Raw genomic sequence first — 14,525 nt, forward strand, 5'->3', positions numbered from 1 at the left:
TAGTTATCTATTAAACACATAAGTAAAATTTTATGCTTTCATACCACAGCAAGGATAGTGCAGACGGATATTTGCGCCCGGTATTTTCATTTAAAAACAAACTAAAACGAGCGTGCTGGAACGTAACCTGGCTTTTGTTATGCCGATGGACGCCAAAACCTATGCACCGCTGGCGCGCGTTTATTGTAAAAGCCTTTGGTGCCAAACTTGGTAAAAGAAATGTGATCTATCCAGATTGTATTATATGGGCACCCTGGTTGCTTGAAACTGAAGATATCGTAACCATAGGCCCCGGTGTTGAAATTTACAATCCGGGCGGTGTTTATCTGGGTCACCATTCTATACTTTCGCAAAATTCATTTTTATGTGGGGCCACGCACGATTATAACACTGCCGATTTTACCTATATCATGAAGCAGATAGTTATTGAGCCTTATGCGTGGATCTGCTCAAAAGCCATTGTACTACCCGGCGTATGCTGCATGGAAGGTAGTGTACTTGGCGCTGCTTCAGTAACATCCCGCGACCTTGCCCCCTGGACGGTATATGGCGGTCATCCGGCAAAAGCACTAAAAAAACGAACCAATTTCTTAAACCTAACTCCTGCACATCATGAATACGAACAACCTGCTGCCATTATATGATATCTGTGTTGTGGGCAGCGGCCCGGCCGGCATCATATTAGCCCTTGAATATGCGGACCTTAACCCCAACAAAAGCGTTTTACTGGTTGAGTATGGATCACCATCGCAACCTGCACAAAACAATCTCGATAACTCTATAACGGTTAACAACGCCGTTAATCATCACCTACCGGCTGATTGTACTAACAAAGGCCTTGGCGGTACATCTGCAACCTGGGGTGGCCGTTGTGTTTTGTACGATGATGTTGATTTTATTGACAGGCCGGTACTAAAGGGTGGTTGTACATGGGATGAGCGGATATTTGCAGATGTTAAAGAACATACTCCCGTTGCCGCTAAATATTTTGAATGTGGTGAGGCTGTATTTGATTTGAAAGATGCGAAAGCGGTAAAACCAATAGCCGAAGGCTTTAAGCAGGGTGTTGTTACCGATACGGCTATTGAGCGGTATAGTATGCCAACCCGGTTTGGAAAACGCTATCAGGCCGATATCGAGGCAAAAAAGAATATCACGGTATTGCAGGGATACGAAGCAAGAAGTTTTTCGGAACCGGATGAAAATGGTAAGGTTCAATTTCTGACGATAAGGGAGGTAGCTTCCCAAACAATTAAAGCAGTTGCAGCCGGTAAGTTTGTACTTGCCGCCGGAGCGCAGGAAAGCACACGTATTTTACTACGTAATAAACAAATATTTAAAAACACCGGTGCCCCCGCCGCTCTCGGTAAATTTTACCAGGGACATTTATCGGGCAAAATAGCATCGGTAAAGTTTTATGGCGATCCTAAAAAAACAGACTACTATTTTATAAAAGGTAAAGACGGCAGCTATTCAAGGAGGCGTTTTCAGTTCAGCACACAATATCTTAAGGATAACGATTTGCTGAATACGGCCATCTGGCTTGATAATCCGCTTTACTTCGATCCAAAACATAAAAGCGGTGCCATGTCTATGATGTACCTGGCCATGATCACCCCTGTACTGGGCAAAAAACTGGCACCACCGGCTATAGCGCATTCCATAACCAAGGGAAAAGTAAACAAAGTAACTACGCACCTTGGCAATATAGTTAAAGGATTGCCCGGTTCGCTCACTAAACCCGCCTCGATATTTTACAAAAGATATTGCATGGCCCGCAAACTACCGGGAATTTTCCTTTATAGTCCGCAAAATACCTACGCGCTCCATTTTCATGCCGAGCAGGTACCTTTTGAAGGTAACAGCATGCAGCTTGGAGCCGATGGCGAAAGCCTTAATATTAACTATACACTTACCGATGCCGATGTACAATCAGTAGTTAAACTTCACCACACCCTGGATAAGTGGTTGAGAGATTGCGGTTGCGGCGAGCTACAGTATTGGTTTGATGAGGACAAACTACCCGAGGCCATAAGGCAAATGAGTAAAGATGGTTTGCACCAATCTGGCACAACAAGGATAGCCGATAGCGCTGATTTGGGTGTGGTTGACAGAAACCTAAAAGTTTGGGGAACGGAGAATGTGTATGTATGCAGCAGTTCGGTGTTCCCAACATCAGGCCAGGCAAACCCAACCTTTATGTTAGGAGCTTTCGCGGTAAGGCTGGCAAATCATTTAACGTGGCCCGCCAAAAACACGCCCCCGTTACAACAACAAGAAGTTAGTACTCCTATTAATTTAACCACATAAGATGATCTCAGTTATTATTCTCACTAAAAACGAAGAAGCTGATCTTCCAAAATGCTTAAATTCTTTAAGCTGGACAGACGATGTGCATGTGCTTGATTCGTTAAGCACAGATGATACCTGCGAAATTGCGATGGCCTATGGTGCAAAAGTTACCATAAACCCCTTTGTAAGCTTTGGCAAACAACGCAATTTCGCCCTCGAAAATATTGAAACCAAATACAATTGGATCCTTTTTCTGGATGCAGATGAGGTTGCCACTCCCGAGTTTGCCGCATGCCTGCTAAGCAACGTAAAAAACGCTGACGCTAACACAGCAGGTTTTTATTGCTGCTGGAAAATGATGCTTGAAAACAGGTGGTTAAAAAATTCGGACAATTTCCCGAAATGGCAGCTACGGGTGGTTAACAAAGGAAAAGTTACTTACACCGATTTTGGGCACGGACAAAAAGAGGATGAAGTTTTAGGTAGCGTTGGATATTTGAAAGTGCCCTACCTTCATTACGGTTTTTCAAAAGGCTGGTCGCATTGGATAGAGCGCCATAACCGCTATTCAACTTTAGAGGCCATAGCCCGGCTGGATAACATCCCTCCTTTTAAAAACATTTTTAGTAAACACGGCAGCACCCGTAACCCTGCATTAAAATCGTGGCTTATTAAAGTACCGGGTTGGCCAATATTAAGGTTTATTCATGCCTATGTTTTTAACCTTGGCTTTATTGAAGGGACTCCTGGTTTAACTTACTGTATTAACCTTTCATTTTATGAGCATATGATCAAGATAAAAATGAGGGAGATCGAACTGGCCAGAAAAAATACGATCAAAGCCAACACAACTGATACTCCCCGTCTTGATCTTAATGAAAAGCAAGCCATGGGCTTGTTGCACAAAGAATTATCATAGCCGCCCCTCGGTTACCTCCAAGTACATATCAATCTAAACCAATAATATACTATGGAAACCATTTATGAACAACCAGTTAAACAATTTGTAAAAAACGGAACTCAATTCTACAAAAAAGGTAAATACATTGAATTTGCCATTGAAGATGAAACTGAAGCTATTAAAGCCAACGCTTTTTACTTTAACAACCCCGAGTGGGCCGAAGAGTATCTCACCTACTGTCACCGCAGCGATTCATTCAAAAAAAGATGGCTTGCGGCAATGGGAAGCTGGGACAATAAAGTTGTAGTAGATATTGGCTGCGGTCCGGGCAATATTTTTGCAACCCTTGGCGGCAAACCTAAAGTACTTATCGGTATTGATGTGGCGCCTACCTCGCTCGAACTGGCCGAAGCATTAGGATATACCAGCGTACTTGCCGATGCCACAAAACTTCCGTTTGTATCGGGCTTCGCGGATATCGTAACGCTGAATGCAGCATTGCACCATTGCGAAGATATGGGCGCTGTATTGGCTGAGGCCGCACGGATATTGAAACCAGGAGGCTTACTGGTAACAGATCATGATCCGCAGTTAAGCGCCTGGGATTATAAAGGTGTTGCCAAGCTTTTGTGGAACAGCCGTAAACTGATATACAGATTAACCGGACGTGGTTTTCATAAAACATCAAGTCAGCAATTTTGGGGACTTGCCTGCGAAATTCACCATAAACCCGGGCACGGCGTAACCGAGAATTTTTTCAAGGGCATACTCGAGCCACTTGGCTTTAAGGTAAATGTTTACCCCCATAACCACGAGCTTGGCGAAGAGGTTTTGGAAGGAAAAAAAGGCAAGCCTGAATTTAAATACCAAATGGGTAACCTGCTTTCGGGCCGAAACCCGTTTGCCGGCAAAAGCGCACTAACCCTAATGTGCGTAGCTACAAAAAATAATATCTGAAGTATCGATTTTAATACCCCTATTTAAATCCCCTTAACACTTTTAAGACTATTGACTATGTTAGATCCAGCTAAAAAAAGTGTACTTATCATTGGCATAAACTTTTCGCCCGAGCTTACCGGCATTGGTAAATACACTGGCGAAATGGTTGATTGGTTAACAGAAAACAACTTTAAATGTAATGTTGTAACCTCTTTTCCGTATTATCCATATTGGAAAGTGCAAAAGCCCTACAAAAACAGGTTTTACACGCGTGAAACTTTGAAAAATGGCAAACTGAACATTTATCGCTGCCCCATGTACGTGCCTAAACAACCGAGCGGTTTAAAGCGATTAATTCACGAATTTACTTTCTTTTTATCGGCTTTGGTAATGGTTACATACCTTTTGTTCAAGCCTAAAAAAGATTATATTTTTTGCATGGCCCCACCTTTCCATTTAGGTTTTTTGGGAATGTATTATCGCTTTTTTAAAGGCGGTAAAATAGTTTACCACATCCAGGATCTACAGATTGAGGCCGCACGCGATTTACAGATGATCAAATCGAAAGCCGTGTTTAAAGTGCTTTTTGGCATGGAGAAAAGAATTATGCGAAGCGTGAATTATGTTAGTACAATCTCCAGTGGCATGCTCAAAAAAATATCGAACAAAACGGATAAAAACGTATTGTTTTTTCCTAACTGGGTTGATACAACGGCTTACTGTCCTCTGTATGATAGCGCCGAGCTTAAAATACTATGGGGTTTTCACCAGGATGATAAAATTGTACTGTACTCGGGTAGTATTGGTGAAAAACAGGGGCTTGATGCTATTTTAACCGTAGCTAAGCAATTGCAGGAATCGAGCTTTATCAAATTTGTGATATGCGGCACCGGCCCTTATAAAGAAAAACTGATAGCCAGCGCCCGCGACCAAAAACTGAATAACGTACACTTTTTACCGTTGCAGGAGCCTAACATGTTCAATAACTTTTTGAATATGGCCGATGTGCACCTTATAATTCAGAAAAAAAGTGCCGGCGATTTAGTGATGCCTTCAAAGCTTACTACCATATTGGCTGTTGGAGGTTTAGCGCTCATTACCGCCGAACCAGGCACAAACCTGTTTGAAGTGGTGAATGATAACCAAATGGGGATCATCATTCCGTCAGAAAACTCGAGTTCGTTAAAAGATGCTATATATTCATGCTGTACCCGCGATAATAGCTCGGTAAAATTAAACGGAAGGATCTATGCTGAAAATCATCTTAACAAGAACAGCATTCTTAAAAAAATAATGAATATTTTGGAAAACCGCCCGCCTTCTGTTGATCTTGATGAAGAGAAGGGCGCACCGATAGATTACCTTGAATTGAAGAACTAATAACCGCCTCCTTTAACGCCGTCAAACTTTCTCGATGTGGAGTTTATTTTTAGGGCGAGACAAGGAAATCTCAGGCTCAGAAAACAAATAATTGGATGAGGAATATTCGTAAACCTTAACATCGGTTAAAGTAATCTTTAACGTATTGCCCACTTCTTCAAACACCGACACTGTTCCGGAATAAGTAAGATCATATTCCATATCAGTTACATACATATTACCTAAAGCAGATTCGGCCATTACAGAAGTGCTGTTCAAAGTTATGTGAAGGTACTGTTCCAATTTGTTTTTTCTTATTTATACGGGTCTGATTGTTAATAGTTTTACTTTTTCATCACTTATTTCATTTTTTTTATAAAAAAACTTCTACCCCAAATATCCATAACCTACAATAGTGCAGCCGCTTGCTAATACGCTGCTTTTTAAAGCAAAAACTTATTCACCATTATCATGAAAAAAATAGCCCTTATTACAGGTATCACCGGCCAGGACGGTGCTTACCTTGCCGAATTGTTGTTATCAAAAAATTATGTTGTTCATGGTATAAAAAGGCGTAGCTCGCTTTTAAACACCGAGCGTATCGATCATCTTTACCAGGATCCGCACGATGAAAACCGCAATTTTATTATGCACTATGGCGATCTTTCTGATTCAACCAACCTGATCAGGATCATACAACAGGTACAGCCTGATGAGATCTATAATCTGGGGGCCATGTCGCACGTAAAGGTTAGTTTTGACACGCCTGAGTACACAGCCAATGCCGATGGTATAGGTACCCTGCGTTTGTTAGAAGCCATAAGAATATTGCAGCTTAACAAAAAAACTAAAATATACCAGGCCTCAACCTCCGAACTTTATGGTTTGGTACAGGCTGTTCCGCAATCAGAAACTACACCTTTTTACCCGCGCTCGCCATACGCTGTTGCTAAGCTTTATGCTTATTGGATAACTGTTAACTATCGCGAAGCATACGGTATGTTTGCGTGTAATGGTATTCTTTTTAACCACGAAAGCCCTTTACGCGGTGAAACCTTTGTAACCCGTAAAATAACCCGTGGCGCTGTGAAGATAGCCCTTGGTTTGCAGGATAAATTATACCTGGGCAACCTTGATGCACGCCGCGACTGGGGCCATGCTAAAGATTATGTTGAAGCCATGTGGTTGATCCTTCAGCAGGAAAAACCCGAAGACTTTGTTATAGCAACAGGTATTACCACGCCGGTTAGGGAATTTGTAAAAATGGCCTTTGCCGAGCTGGGTATAGAGGTTGAATTTACCGGCGAAGGAATAAATGAAAAGGGCTACGTAACATCATGCTCAAATCCTGATTACCTGATTGAGATAGGAAAAGAAGTAGTTGCCGTTGATGCAGCTTATTTCCGCCCTACCGAGGTTGATCTGCTAATTGGCGACCCAACCAAAGCCATTGAAAAACTGGGTTGGAAAATAAAATACGATCTAAAAATGCTGGTTAACGATATGGTTACATCCGACATTCATGTTTTCAGAAAAGAACGCATATTGAAAGAGTTGGGTTACGAAATTAAAAACCAGTACGAATAATCAGTACAAAACCCTAACCGCCTAAACCCCAAACAGGTGAAACTAATAATAATTGACGACGAACCCATCCAGCATTTTATTTTAGATAGGATGCTGGGGCGTTATTTTTCTTCGGAGAAAGATGGCACCATGCATAGTGATAGTGGAACGGTAATACTCGAGTTTTTAAATAAGCATAAAAATAATGCCGATGAACTGCCCGATATTATATTTCTCGACCTGCATATGCCCATAATGAACGGATGGGACTTTTTAGAGCGCTTTAAAAAGATAAGGAAAGATATTTCCAAGTCGATAAATATTTACGTTATAAGTTCGTCAATTGACCCAGTGGATATTTCGCGCTCAAAACGGTATTCGTTTGTTAAAGATTATATAGTTAAGCCGGTCACCTTGCCGATGTTGACCAAAATATTTGGCGATGGATTGCCGGTTAAAAATTAAATTCTATAATATATGAAAACCAGTATTGACGAAATTTGGTTAGGGAAAATTGACGAATTGCCCACTTTAAAGCAAAAAATTAAAAACTGGCAGTTGGAGGGCAACAAAGTTGTTTTTACCAACGGAGTGTTTGATCTGGTGCACATTGGTCATTTAAGCTATCTCGCCAAATCGGCCGAGCTTGGGCACAAACTGGTTGTAGGTGTTAACGCCGATAGTTCGGTAAAACGCATAAAAGGCGATGACCGCCCAATTAACCACCAAAACAGCCGTGTAGCCCTGCTGGCAGCTTTACTTTTTATTGATGCCGTTATTTTGTTTGACGAGGATACCCCTTTAAACCTTATTAAAGAGCTGATGCCCGATATATTGGTAAAAGGTGCCGATTATGCCATAGAAAACATTGTTGGCGGCAAAGAAGTTATAGCCAACGGCGGCGAAGTAAAAACCATCAATTTTATTGAGGGCTATTCATCAACCAATATCATCAAAAAAATAAGCGGGCAAATGTAAATTCACCAACTTTCTATTAAAGCTATCAAAAAGCAAAAGGCACTTTTAGGATTTAATCCTGAAAGTGCCTTTTTTATTTATATACAGTTTGATAATTTAATTATCCTCAGTGTAGTTTTTAAAACTATTCAAAATAGCTTGCCAGCCATTCTTCTGCATTTCGAGCGAATTTTGATTTTCGGGATCAAAAGTAACAGCTACATCAGTTTGATCGCCATTGCTTTTAAACGCCACACTTGCTTGCCTTCCGTTTGGCATGGTATAAGTAAACTTTTCTCCCTCAACTATCTCATCATAAGTAGCCTCAAAATCAAAACCGAAGCTACCATCTTTAGCTTCCATACGTGCCGAATATTTTCCGCCTACACGCATATCGTTAAAGGCTGAAGGGCACTGCCATGATGGATCCGCAAAGTTCCATTGCGTGATATGCTCTGGTTGGGTATAATAATCCCATGTTTTCTTTGCATCGGCATTTACCGTTGCGGTTACTGTTATCTTTTCACTCATGTTTATTTTGTTAAGGTTAGTAATAGTTCGTCGAGTTTTTCGAGCGTGGCTATCATGCCTTGCTCCATGCCCATCTGGATAACCGTTTCCAGATCAGATAACGATTTGTAGGTTACAATGGTTTCCACCAGCGCGTTTTCATCCTTATCGGTAAAATTCACCAGCCATTCGGCACGGGGCAGCTCTTCGTTTATAGTACCTTCGGCGTTACTGAAGGCATCAAGGGCGGTGTAATAGTCAATCGGGGCTATTTTTACATACTCGGTTAAGCCCCAATATTCGGTGCCATTAGGCTCAACCATGGCGTAGTGCCAATGCCCGCCCTCACTAAAATCCATCGATTTTGTTTTGGTGGTTAAAGGCCTGGGGGCAAACCATTGGTCGAGCAGTTCGCTTTTGGTGTAGCAATCCCACACCAATTGCCTGCCGGCCAAAAATTCGCGCTTTATGGTAAGCGTATTTTTTTGTTTATCGGCAATAAAATCAAACTGCAAATTGTGCTTCATTAGTTTTGTTTTTTTAAGGTTGATAAAAGGTCATCGAGCTGTGAGAAACGCGTTTCCCAAATTTTGCGGAACTGCTCCAGCCATTTGTCTACCTCCTTCATTTTATCAATTTCAAGCTGATAGTAGATCTCCCTACCCTGCTGCTCCTGCTTTAAAAGCTGGCACTCGGTTAAAACTTTTAAATGTTTTGAAATGGCCTGTCGCGTACTGTCAAAATGTTCGGCAATGGCATTGGGGGTCATGGCCTGTATGGCAATCAAGGCGATGATAGCCCTTCGCGTAGGGTCGGCAATGGCCTGAAAAATATCTCTTCTCACTGGTTCTCTTTATTTATACACATACCCTAATCAATCGGGCTAAAAACTTCAAATTATTTCCTCACCATCGGCAGGTATTTTTGCCAATTTTCAATAATTGCCCAAAGCACAACAGCGGCCATAACCAATGAGATAGGCAAAGCCGACGGCGAGCTGCTGATGTTAGAAATAACAATACCCGTTAACACCGGCACAAGCACCACTGCACCTAATGCCCTTGTTACGGGGATGATGAGCAATAAACCGCCAATAACTTCTGCCGCGCCTACAAGCGGCATTAACCAACCAATGGTAGCGTATGCCTGCATTAACTTCATCATGCTCTCGGGCATATCTTTAGGCATGGGCATGTAGTTAAAAAATTTATTCAACCCGGCGTTGATGAACATCAAGCCCGTTAACAGGCAAAGCACAAACAAAATTTTACTTTTCATAATTGTTTAAGTTTAAATTGGAAACTGATTAGTTGCAAATATATACGCAACCAATCAGTTTCACAAGGTTTTTACAGAATAAATTTCATTAAGAAATAAGATCATTCCAAAATCAAATATCACCGGCAAAGCGATGAACGGGACACCAATTGTCGCAATCCTGATACGTTATTTGTTTTGTGGGCAACTTAGCTTAATATTGCAATGTTCGTTACAGGCAACTAATTCAAATGAACAGAAAAACGGTAAATATTTTGGTTTTCAGTATCGGGGTAATGATGCTCCTGTTACGGCCATATCTAATTTACCAACTTACGAGCGGCGATAACCTAAAAAAGAACCCGGTTAAAACAAGCCTTCTGCAACGCCTCATCAAGAAAAAAGACGATTATTTTGGCTGGCATGATAAAGCTACGGTTGAAGAACGCGCCCCTGCTCATGATTTCCGGTTGCCGGTAAAACGGCTTTCTACCATTTATGCACAATACCAGTCGCAATTACCGGCAGGCTACTTGGCATTTTTACTGACAACTACTGCTATCGCCTTATTTTACAGAAAGGCCAATAGTACTCCTTCCCTATTATCCTGTTTCAGGATCTGAATTGTATCTTGAACTTGCATAAAGCATCCCGATGCAGCAAGTTTTGGTTACCCTGAGATAATTTTAAATTAACAAACATTACGTTTCTTCGATGTTTAGAATAATATGAAAACTATTCTATCAATAATTCTTTTAATTGCAAGCATGGCCGTAAACGCGCAGGTTTCCGTTAAGTGGCCTGATGATAAAAAAGCAACCATCATTCTTACGTATGATGATGCTCTGCCATCGCAATTAAAAACGGCTGTTCCGCAATTAAAGGCCGCTAAGTTAAATGCCACTTTTTTTCTCACCAGCGATATCGACAGTGTTTCTATACCCCAATGGCGTGCACTTGCAAAAAGTGGTTTTGAATTGGGCAACCATACCGTATTTCATCCATGCGCGGGCACGGATGATAATCCAGTTCCGTCAGATCATTATACCGCCTACCAGATCATCCGCGAGATAGAAGTAATGGACCGCTTTTTATATGCGGTAGATGGTAAAACCAAGCGAACTTTCGCCTATCCCTGTGCTGAAACTATTGTAGGTGGTAAAGACTATGTCGACTCACTCCGAAAATATACCTTAGTTAAATACGCCCGTGCAGGCGGGGATTCGACAGCGTTTATTACAGATTTCGAGCATCTTGACCCCTTCCGTGTTCCTTCTTACGGATTGGAAGGCGGCGAAAGCGGCGAGCAACTAATAGCCTTTGTAAAGAAAGTACAAAAAAGCGGCGGTTTAGGAATCATTATGCTTCATGGCATAGGTGGCGATTATATCACCATCTCGGCCGAAGCCCACCAGGAGTTGATCAAATACCTGCAAACTCAGAAAAAAGAAATATGGATGCCAACCTTTCAGCAAGGCATGGACTATATCAATAAACAGATCCCCTTAAAAGCTCAAAAAATTTAAACTATACATCATCAAACAAATGAAAAAAAGATCGATAAATAGAAGGCTTCTTTTTGTTCCGGTAGCGCTGGCCGCTGTTACCAGCCTCGGTATTTCGGCATGGCGTTATCCTGAACCCGAACCCAAAGGAATTGAAAAGGTAAAGCATGTGGTTATAATTTACATGGAAAACCACAGTTTCGATAACCTATGGGGGCAATTTAAAGGTGCCGACGGTTTGGCACAGGCTAAGCCTGAGAACGTTATCCAACTGGATGCCGAAGGTAAACCATACACTACTTTGCCGCCCGTACCACGCAGTACAGCGTTCCCAACCAACTTGCCAAACAATTATTACAACATTGATCAGTACGTTGCTGCCGATCAGGCCACGCCCGATGTAACCCACGCTTTTTACCAGGAGCAAATGCAGATAAATGGTGGAAAGATGGACAAGTTTGCCTTGTACAATTATACCAAAGGCTTAACAATGGGCTACTATACCACAGCCAATTTGCCATTGTACGATCTGGCGAAAAAATATACCCTTTGCGATCATTTTTTTCACAGCGCTTTCGGCGGATCATTCCTGAATCACCAGTGGCTTGTAGCCGCAGCTTCTCCTGAGTTTCGCAACGCTCCCGAAAACATCAAAGCACAGGTAGATGCATCCGGCAAGTTGATAAAAGATGGTTCGGTTACTCCTGATGGTTACGCGGTTAATACATCAAACTCGGTAAACCTGCACCCTAAAGGCGCTAACCCGGCAACTTTAGTACCCAACCAAACCAACCCAACAATCGGCGACCGCCTTTCGGATAAAGGTGTTAACTGGACATGGTATTCAGGAGGTTGGAACGATGCCGCGGCAGGAAAAGCTGATCCAACGTTTGCTTTTCATCACCAGCCTTTTGCTTATTTCACCCGCTATGCAGAGGGAACAGAAGAAAGGAAAAAACACCTGCGTGACGAGACCGAGTTTTTTGAAGCAGCGCAAAAAGGCACCTTACCTGCGGTATCTTTTGTTAAACCTTTAGGATTGGAAAACGAACATCCGGGCGGCTCCACAGTTACAGCCGGAGAAAGCCATGCTGTTAAGCTGATCAATGCGGTGTTAAACGGCCCTAACGGTAAAGATGCCGTGATCATTTTAACCTATGATGAAAACGGAGGCTTTTGGGACCATGTAGCCCCACCTAAAATAGATAAATGGGGACCAGGCACACGTATCCCTGCCATCATTATTTCGCCATTTGCTAAAAAAGGATTTGTTGACCATACCAGTTACGAAACGGTGAGTATCCTATCATTTATTGAAAAAAGATGGGGGCTAAAACCGCTTAACAGCCGCGATCAGCATGCTGATCCACTAAGTAATGCGTTCAACTTTTAAAGCAATTACAGCAGGCTTGCTGGCCATAGTTGGCTGCGGCCTGCTGAGTTTTCATGCTCCGCCCGCATCGGTATCTGAGGCCGTTCGCGAAAAACTGGTACTACAGGCCGACAGCTTTATAACAGCGGTAAAAAGCTTGCAAAAGGCTGTTGACCAAACCGGTGATAAGCGGGTGCTGCAACAACGATTCAGATCGGCGCGCCTTGCTTATAAGCGAATAGAATGGGCTACCGAATATTTTGATCCGCTTACCGCGCGACAAGTGAATGGCCCGCCTGTACCCGAAACTGAACTAAGCGGACAGGTGATCCAGCCCGAGGGCTTGCAACTACTTGAGGGATTAATCTTCCCGCAGGTTACCCCATCTTCCAAAAAACAACAAAAAGCTTTAGTAAGCAAACTTGCATCAAACGCCCAGGAGTTCAGGGATTATTTTAATCATGCCACCCCGCAGGATTGGCAAATAATGGATGCCATTAAGTTTGAAGTATTCAGGATTGAAGCTTTGGGCTTAAATGATTTTGATGATCCACTTGCCCGGCAATGTTTTAAAGAATCTGCCGCGGCACTGAATAGTGCGGGTGAAGTCACCCTACGTTACGCCAAAGATGATAATGGCCCATTGAATGGACTTTTTAAAAAGGCTACCCAATACCTCTCGCGCAAAGTAGCTTTTAATAGCTTTAACCGCGCGGAATTTATTACCAGATATGCCAATCCACTTACTACAGAACTAACTCGCCTGCACAAATCGCTAAACCTGCCAGACATCCGCTACAACCGCTTATTGAACCAGGATGCGGCTACGCTTTTTGATGTTAACGCATTTAATCGCAACGCATATATAAACGCGCCCGAAGATTCTGCCACTGTACAAAAAATAGCCCTCGGCAAGAAACTATTTTTTGATACGCAATTATCCGGTACCATGACACGGAGCTGTGCTTCATGCCATCAACCAGAAAAAGCTTTTACCGATGGTTTGGCCAAAAACATTGATGTCACCGGTAAAAAAACTATCTTCAGAAATACTCCAACGTTGATTAACGCGGCGTTGCAACCGGCTCAGTTTTATGATCTCCGCGCCGCCTCGTTAGAAGATCAAGCGGTTGATGTATTGAGCAATAAAGATGAGATGCATGGCGATATCAAACTCTCGGCAAAAAAACTATGGAAGGATAAAACTTACCAGACCTTATTTGCCGAGGCTTTCCCGCTCAAAAACCGCTCGGCTATTGATACCGCCGAGATCAAGAACGCCCTCGCCAGTTACATACGCAGCTTAACCGCGCTTAACAGCCGGTTTGATTTGTATATGCGGGGCGATAAAGCAAAACTTAACCAAGCCGAGGTTAATGGTTTTAATTTGTTTATGGGGAAAGCCCGTTGCTCCACCTGCCATTACATGCCGCTGTTTAACAGTACGCTACCGCCACGGTATATGCAGATGGAAGCCGAGGTAATAGGCGTGCCCAAAAGCCCGAAAAGCAAAATTATCGACCCTGATCCAGGTTTGTTTGCTATCCAGCCGCATCAATTCAATCATTACGCGTTTAAGGTAACCACGGTGCGGAATGCTGATAAAACAGCCCCCTACATGCACAATGGAATTTATAAAACGCTTGATGAAGTGATTGATTTTTACGATCAGGGCGGCGGTGCCGGCAAGGGGCTGAATGTTCCAAATCAAACCTTATCGCCAGATAAATTACAACTCACAAAAAAAGAGAAACAGGAGTTGATCGATTTTTTGAAAGCTTTAAACAGCCAGTAGTTTACAGGAGGGACTTATTTATTTACAAAAAAAGCAGAGGGCAGTTGTTTAACCAGTCCTCTGCTTTTTTTG

Annotated in this window: 17 protein-coding genes; 12 read left to right on the plus strand and 5 right to left on the minus strand. The window is 42.5% G+C overall.

All coding sequences use genetic code 11. The features are described from left to right. Nucleotides 1-32: 32 nt before the first annotated feature. Genes AAFN85_RS26435 through AAFN85_RS26455 form a run of 5 tightly spaced genes read left to right on the plus strand, consistent with a single transcriptional unit; the run spans nucleotide 33 to nucleotide 5,512 of the window. A complete protein-coding gene (locus tag AAFN85_RS26435; RefSeq protein WP_347530876.1) occupies nucleotides 33-644 on the plus strand; it encodes a putative colanic acid biosynthesis acetyltransferase in 612 nt (203 codons plus the stop codon). Next, a complete protein-coding gene (locus tag AAFN85_RS26440) occupies nucleotides 613-2,310 on the plus strand; it encodes a GMC oxidoreductase (RefSeq protein WP_347530877.1) in 1,698 nt (565 codons plus the stop codon). The genes AAFN85_RS26435 and AAFN85_RS26440 overlap by 32 nt, the downstream gene beginning before the upstream one ends. Nucleotide 2,311: 1 nt before the next feature. Further along, the gene (locus AAFN85_RS26445) at nucleotides 2,312-3,211 is read left to right on the plus strand and encodes a glycosyltransferase family 2 protein (protein ID WP_347530879.1); all 900 of its coding nucleotides are present in this window, start codon (nucleotides 2,312-2,314) and stop codon (nucleotides 3,209-3,211) included. 51 nt (nucleotides 3,212-3,262) lie between these two features. Continuing rightward, nucleotides 3,263-4,150 (plus strand): class I SAM-dependent methyltransferase, encoded by an 888-nt coding sequence (locus AAFN85_RS26450; protein WP_347530880.1) that lies wholly within the window; start codon nucleotides 3,263-3,265, stop codon nucleotides 4,148-4,150. 57 nt (nucleotides 4,151-4,207) lie between these two features. Further along, nucleotides 4,208-5,512 (plus strand): WcaI family glycosyltransferase, encoded by a 1,305-nt coding sequence (locus AAFN85_RS26455; RefSeq protein ID WP_347530881.1) that lies wholly within the window; start codon nucleotides 4,208-4,210, stop codon nucleotides 5,510-5,512. A gap of 21 nt (nucleotides 5,513-5,533) precedes the next feature. On the opposite strand, the gene AAFN85_RS26460 is transcribed toward AAFN85_RS26455, so the two are convergent. Continuing rightward, entirely contained in the window at nucleotides 5,534-5,794 is a 261-nt protein-coding gene (locus AAFN85_RS26460) for a hypothetical protein (RefSeq protein ID WP_347530883.1), read from the minus strand. 168 nt (nucleotides 5,795-5,962) lie between these two features. Between AAFN85_RS26460 and gmd the strand changes: the two genes are divergently transcribed. The 3 genes from gmd to rfaE2 are packed head-to-tail and all read left to right on the plus strand — an operon-like array spanning nucleotide 5,963 to nucleotide 8,035. Next, nucleotides 5,963-7,078 carry a GDP-mannose 4,6-dehydratase gene (gene gmd, locus AAFN85_RS26465; protein WP_347530885.1) on the plus strand — a complete coding sequence of 372 codons (1,116 nt, stop codon included), beginning with the start codon at nucleotides 5,963-5,965 and terminating at the stop codon, nucleotides 7,076-7,078. A gap of 36 nt (nucleotides 7,079-7,114) precedes the next feature. Next, the gene (locus tag AAFN85_RS26470) at nucleotides 7,115-7,522 is read left to right on the plus strand and encodes a response regulator (RefSeq protein ID WP_347530887.1); all 408 of its coding nucleotides are present in this window, start codon (nucleotides 7,115-7,117) and stop codon (nucleotides 7,520-7,522) included. A 12-nt stretch (nucleotides 7,523-7,534) separates the two neighbouring features. Then, a complete protein-coding gene (rfaE2, locus tag AAFN85_RS26475; RefSeq protein WP_347530888.1) occupies nucleotides 7,535-8,035 on the plus strand; it encodes a D-glycero-beta-D-manno-heptose 1-phosphate adenylyltransferase in 501 nt (166 codons plus the stop codon). 96 nt (nucleotides 8,036-8,131) lie between these two features. On the opposite strand, the gene AAFN85_RS26480 is transcribed toward rfaE2, so the two are convergent. The 4 genes from AAFN85_RS26480 to AAFN85_RS26495 are packed head-to-tail and all read right to left on the minus strand — an operon-like array spanning nucleotide 8,132 to nucleotide 9,802. Then, nucleotides 8,132-8,545, minus strand: a complete 414-nt coding sequence (locus tag AAFN85_RS26480) for an SRPBCC family protein (RefSeq protein WP_347530890.1) — start codon at nucleotides 8,543-8,545, stop codon at nucleotides 8,132-8,134. A gap of 2 nt (nucleotides 8,546-8,547) precedes the next feature. Beyond that, a complete protein-coding gene (locus tag AAFN85_RS26485) occupies nucleotides 8,548-9,051 on the minus strand; it encodes an SRPBCC domain-containing protein (protein ID WP_347530892.1) in 504 nt (167 codons plus the stop codon). Continuing rightward, complete coding sequence (locus AAFN85_RS26490) at nucleotides 9,051-9,368, minus strand: metalloregulator ArsR/SmtB family transcription factor (RefSeq protein ID WP_347530894.1); 318 nt, start codon at nucleotides 9,366-9,368, stop codon at nucleotides 9,051-9,053. Before AAFN85_RS26490 ends, AAFN85_RS26485 begins: the two co-directional genes overlap by 1 nt. Nucleotides 9,369-9,421: 53 nt before the next feature. Further along, on the minus strand, nucleotides 9,422-9,802 hold the full coding sequence (locus AAFN85_RS26495; protein WP_347530896.1) for a DoxX family protein: 381 nt from the start codon (nucleotides 9,800-9,802) through the stop codon (nucleotides 9,422-9,424). Between the two features lie 230 nt (nucleotides 9,803-10,032). On the opposite strand from AAFN85_RS26495, the gene AAFN85_RS26500 reads away from it, so the two are divergent. The 4 genes from AAFN85_RS26500 (at nucleotide 10,033) to AAFN85_RS26515 (ending at nucleotide 14,453) form a co-directional block, all read left to right on the plus strand. Beyond that, nucleotides 10,033-10,404 carry a hypothetical protein gene (locus tag AAFN85_RS26500; protein ID WP_347530898.1) on the plus strand — a complete coding sequence of 124 codons (372 nt, stop codon included), beginning with the start codon at nucleotides 10,033-10,035 and terminating at the stop codon, nucleotides 10,402-10,404. Between the two features lie 105 nt (nucleotides 10,405-10,509). After that, on the plus strand, nucleotides 10,510-11,307 hold the full coding sequence (locus AAFN85_RS26505) for a polysaccharide deacetylase family protein (RefSeq protein ID WP_347530899.1): 798 nt from the start codon (nucleotides 10,510-10,512) through the stop codon (nucleotides 11,305-11,307). Nucleotides 11,308-11,326: 19 nt separating this feature from the next. Further along, nucleotides 11,327-12,679: an alkaline phosphatase family protein gene (locus tag AAFN85_RS26510; protein WP_347530900.1), complete on the plus strand. Its 1,353-nt coding sequence runs from the start codon at nucleotides 11,327-11,329 to the stop codon at nucleotides 12,677-12,679. Then, nucleotides 12,663-14,453 carry a cytochrome c peroxidase gene (locus AAFN85_RS26515; RefSeq protein ID WP_347530901.1) on the plus strand — a complete coding sequence of 597 codons (1,791 nt, stop codon included), beginning with the start codon at nucleotides 12,663-12,665 and terminating at the stop codon, nucleotides 14,451-14,453. The genes AAFN85_RS26510 and AAFN85_RS26515 overlap by 17 nt, the downstream gene beginning before the upstream one ends. Nucleotides 14,454-14,525: the final 72 nt, after the last annotated feature.

The sequence above is a fragment of the Mucilaginibacter sp. CAU 1740 genome, assembly GCF_039839285.1.
GTDB lineage: Bacteria > Bacteroidota > Bacteroidia > Sphingobacteriales > Sphingobacteriaceae > Mucilaginibacter.

Excerpts from the sequence above, each read along its gene's own strand:
- AAFN85_RS26435 (WP_347530876.1), top strand. The coding sequence starts at position 33 with ATGCTTTCATACCACAGCAAGGATAGTGCAGACGGATATTTGCGCCCG.
- AAFN85_RS26440 (WP_347530877.1), top strand. The coding sequence starts at position 613 with ATGAATACGAACAACCTGCTGCCATTATATGATATCTGTGTTGTGGGC.
- AAFN85_RS26445 (WP_347530879.1), top strand. The coding sequence starts at position 2,312 with ATGATCTCAGTTATTATTCTCACTAAAAACGAAGAAGCTGATCTTCCA.
- AAFN85_RS26450 (WP_347530880.1), top strand. The coding sequence starts at position 3,263 with ATGGAAACCATTTATGAACAACCAGTTAAACAATTTGTAAAAAACGGA.
- AAFN85_RS26455 (WP_347530881.1), top strand. The coding sequence starts at position 4,208 with ATGTTAGATCCAGCTAAAAAAAGTGTACTTATCATTGGCATAAACTTT.
- gmd (WP_347530885.1), top strand. The coding sequence starts at position 5,963 with ATGAAAAAAATAGCCCTTATTACAGGTATCACCGGCCAGGACGGTGCT.
- rfaE2 (WP_347530888.1), top strand. The coding sequence starts at position 7,535 with ATGAAAACCAGTATTGACGAAATTTGGTTAGGGAAAATTGACGAATTG.
- AAFN85_RS26480 (WP_347530890.1), bottom strand. The coding sequence starts at position 8,545 with ATGAGTGAAAAGATAACAGTAACCGCAACGGTAAATGCCGATGCAAAG.
- AAFN85_RS26485 (WP_347530892.1), bottom strand. The coding sequence starts at position 9,051 with ATGAAGCACAATTTGCAGTTTGATTTTATTGCCGATAAACAAAAAAAT.
- AAFN85_RS26495 (WP_347530896.1), bottom strand. The coding sequence starts at position 9,802 with ATGAAAAGTAAAATTTTGTTTGTGCTTTGCCTGTTAACGGGCTTGATG.
- AAFN85_RS26500 (WP_347530898.1), top strand. The coding sequence starts at position 10,033 with ATGAACAGAAAAACGGTAAATATTTTGGTTTTCAGTATCGGGGTAATG.
- AAFN85_RS26505 (WP_347530899.1), top strand. The coding sequence starts at position 10,510 with ATGAAAACTATTCTATCAATAATTCTTTTAATTGCAAGCATGGCCGTA.
- AAFN85_RS26510 (WP_347530900.1), top strand. The coding sequence starts at position 11,327 with ATGAAAAAAAGATCGATAAATAGAAGGCTTCTTTTTGTTCCGGTAGCG.
- AAFN85_RS26515 (WP_347530901.1), top strand. The coding sequence starts at position 12,663 with ATGCGTTCAACTTTTAAAGCAATTACAGCAGGCTTGCTGGCCATAGTT.